The 3,260-nt window shown below is 52.3% G+C and carries 3 protein-coding genes; 2 read left to right on the top strand and 1 reads right to left on the bottom strand.

All coding sequences use genetic code 11. From position 1 onward, the window contains the following. The first annotated feature begins 535 nt into the window (after nucleotides 1–535). Nucleotides 536–1,138 (top strand): pentapeptide repeat-containing protein, encoded by a 603-nt coding sequence (locus LKK83_RS01095; protein ID WP_324628887.1) that lies wholly within the window; start codon nucleotides 536–538, stop codon nucleotides 1,136–1,138. Between the two features lie 275 nt (nucleotides 1,139–1,413). Here the strand turns inward: LKK83_RS01095 and LKK83_RS01090 are convergent, their stop codons facing one another. Then, complete coding sequence (locus LKK83_RS01090) at nucleotides 1,414–1,710, bottom strand: hypothetical protein (RefSeq protein ID WP_324628886.1); 297 nt, start codon at nucleotides 1,708–1,710, stop codon at nucleotides 1,414–1,416. Here LKK83_RS01090 and LKK83_RS01085 point away from each other — a divergent pair. Beyond that, on the top strand, nucleotides 1,709–3,112 hold the full coding sequence (locus LKK83_RS01085) for a BamA/TamA family outer membrane protein (protein WP_324628885.1): 1,404 nt from the start codon (nucleotides 1,709–1,711) through the stop codon (nucleotides 3,110–3,112). The genes LKK83_RS01090 and LKK83_RS01085 overlap by 2 nt on opposite strands. Nucleotides 3,113–3,260: the final 148 nt, after the last annotated feature.

Here is a 3,260-nt window from a genome sequence, read left to right as displayed (position 1 = left end):
GCTAAAGCCGCACGTTCGTTTTTCCTCCCCCGGCTAAAGCACGGGGGTTTCCAAACGTATCGGAGGTTATCATGAAATCCTCGGCTTTTGCAACCCATTTGTCCGCTCCACGTAACCTTCTCCACTGCCCCCCTTCCTAGCCCCCTCTTGCCATCCCAAACCGGATTTCTCAGTTGGAATGTAGCGTTTCTCTCCACATTTCCCGCAACCCCTTTTTCTACTACTGGCTTTTGCTCCCTTGGGCTTGACATAAAATCATCCTTATGCTAATAAAGGGTTCCATTGCCATCCCAAACCTGTGAAAAGTTTGGCGATCGAACAGCACTGAATCTATCACCCACAGCACGAGGGGTTCGGTTCAGTCAAGCTTCAAAACGGGGGTTGGTCAAAAAAGTTATGTTTTTCAGCCAAAACTGACCCCAGAAACCCGATTGATTGTCTGCTTTATCTAATACTAAACCTACGCTCTAGCAGCACAAAACACCACAGCCTGGAGTGCCATCTGCCACAGCCAAGAATGTTCTGTAAATCACTCATGCCTGAACTCGATAAAATGGATGCTGATGAACTTCTGAGACGCTACACCAATGGAGAAAGAGATTTTAGTGGCATAGATTTGCATCACTGCAATCTGTATCGCGCCGAGCTACCCGATATTAATCTCTCTCATGCCAACCTGGTAGATGTTAACTTATGTCGTGCCAACCTGACACAAGCCAATCTCAACGGCGCAAATCTGAGCGACGCAAAATTAACCGCCACCAATCTCAGACAAGCCAATCTCAGTAATGCCAATCTCGTCAATGCTAACCTGATGCTTGCGGAACTCGGTGGCGCTGATTTAAAAGATGCGGATTTGCAGGGAGCCAGTTTGTGGCAAGCCACCCTGAATAAAGCCGATCTGATGAACGCCAATCTCCAAGGTGTGGATTTATCTGGGGCAGATTTAGTGGGCACCAGTTTTGTGGGGGCCAACCTCGAAAAAGCCGACATGAGCAGCGCTAACTTAATTGCTGCCGATCTCGGTGCTGCTTGCTTGCGCGACGCTAATTTAAAAGCTGCCAACCTTTGGAATAGTAACCTGAATGGAGCAACCCTCGACAATACTATCCTCCCGGACGGACACCTTCACTATTAAACTGCGATCGAAAACCCCGATCGCGTCGTTCGCTAAATATTGCAGATTGCACACTGGCATAATTGACCGGAAGCGGGAAACAAAAACGCCGCTGCAAAAGATATGGACGCGGCGATTCTGGGGAATTCTCCTGAGTGGGGTAAGGTCGCGCGAGCCGCTTTTGTGAAGTCAGGGGCACCGCCGTGGGGGATCGCCGATCGATGCTGGTCAGGCGTGGCGCGAATGTGGAAAAATAGTGACCAAGGGCAGCAGGAGAGAACCGATCGCTGAGGCCATCATCGTCCGCCATTTCGCGCCGGGGCGAGAGTAGGGGGGTTAGACAATCCCTTGCGTTGGATCCATTGAATGGTGCAGGTGATGGGAGAAAAAAGTAACCGATTGCGAAGCAGATGCGATCGCAAGTCCCGACAATGCCTAAGATAGAGGTGATTTTGGTACGCATCTGGGTGCGCTTGCCTCAAGTCGCTTCCAACGCCAACCCAAATCCTCGAACCCGATCGCGGCGATCGCTCGGTGCTTTCCCACCCAAAGCGACCCGCACCATCAATTCCAACTGTGGGAGTGAACGGCATGAACGTGAGACACACACTATATCAAACAATTCCGCCCCTAGCCCTAAGTTTAGGAGCCACCTCAGTGACATTAGTAGCGGGGATCGATTCAGCATGGGGACAAATGGCACGATTCAAACCCATCCCCACCCAGCATCGGCATTCAATTTCACAGACTCAGAGGGAATCCCAAAGCGCAGCACAACCCGCAATTCCCTCCCACTCTGCCGCCGATTTAAACGCCCCAAATCTAGAAATCCGCAGTGCCCCCGTCGGTGACGCGCAGCCGGAAACCGACTTCGACCTCACGGTCGGCCCGGGACAAAATCACGATATATTCCCGTCTCGGATAGATACAGAAACCGAAGAACTGGAGTTTACCGTCATTCCCCTTCCCCAGTATAATTCAGAAAAAGGGTATTATGGCACCCTTGACTTTGTGCTGTCGAATATTGGCGATAACAAGCAAATTCTAGAGTTAGACTTGGAGGGGGGACAACAAACCTTGGGGGCAGAATTCCGCTATACCGATCCCTGGGCAGAAAACGAACCCTTCGATACCGGATTTCAAATTCGCCTGTTTAATACCCGATGGCCCGAAGACGTCTTCACCAACGGCGATCGCGAAGTGGAACTCATCCACGATCAAATCCCCTGGGTCGATCGCCTCGGTGGCGGGATCGAGCTGTTCCAACCCGTCACCGCTACCGGATTAACCATCTCTGCCGGCGCTAGCTATCAGCGCGTGGCCATCCGCAATGCCGCCGTCACTGACGATGTGTTTTCCGAAGATCAATTTGGCAACAGCCTCACTTTCAGCGATAAAGGCATCGATACCCTCGTCACCGTCAACCTCTCCGCCTTTCAAGACCAGCGCGACGATCCCTGGTGGCCCACCCAGGGGTATCGCTTCAATGTCGGCACGGAACAGTCGATTCCCGTGGGCAGTGGCGATATCCTCTTTAACCGTTTAACCGCCAGTTTTACCCAATTCGTCCCCGTCAGTTCTCAAACCTTTGTCTTCAACGTTCAAGGCGGCACCACTATCGGCGATTTACCCCCCTACGAAGCCTTCAATCTCGGGGGCAACGACTCGGTGCGCGGTTATGAAGGTGGAGGAGTCGGATCCGCTCGCAGTTTCGTGCAAGCCACCGCAGAGTATCGCTTCCCAATTATCGATGACTTGCAGTTACCCTTGGTTTCCCGCTTGGGTGGCACCGTCTTCGTAGACTACGCGAGTGACCTCGGTTCTGGGGATACGGTACGCGGCGAACCGGCTGAAGTGCGAAACAAGCCGGGAAATGGGTTTGGGGTCGGCGTGGGAGTCCGGATTCTCACCGATTTTGGCCCGTTGCGCGTAGAAGCGGCTATCAATGACGAGCAAGATATCCGGGGCATCTTCAAACTCGGCGAACGGTTCTAAAGCGCTGAATCGTTGCATCATTTAACCGTAGGGTGGGCACTGCCCACCTGACCATGACCGCCGCTTACGCAACGCAATCTTTTTTTTTCGTACCAAAACCCCCAAGGGGTGATATAATGATTAGTGAACCTGAAACTTATGGTGCAGG

It is taken from the genome of Phormidium sp. CCY1219, assembly GCF_035615515.1.
Lineage (GTDB): Bacteria > Cyanobacteriota > Cyanobacteriia > Cyanobacteriales > Laspinemataceae > CCY1219.
The sequence above is the reverse complement of the archived record's forward strand: the minus strand, read 5'-3'. Positions and strand labels throughout refer to the sequence as shown.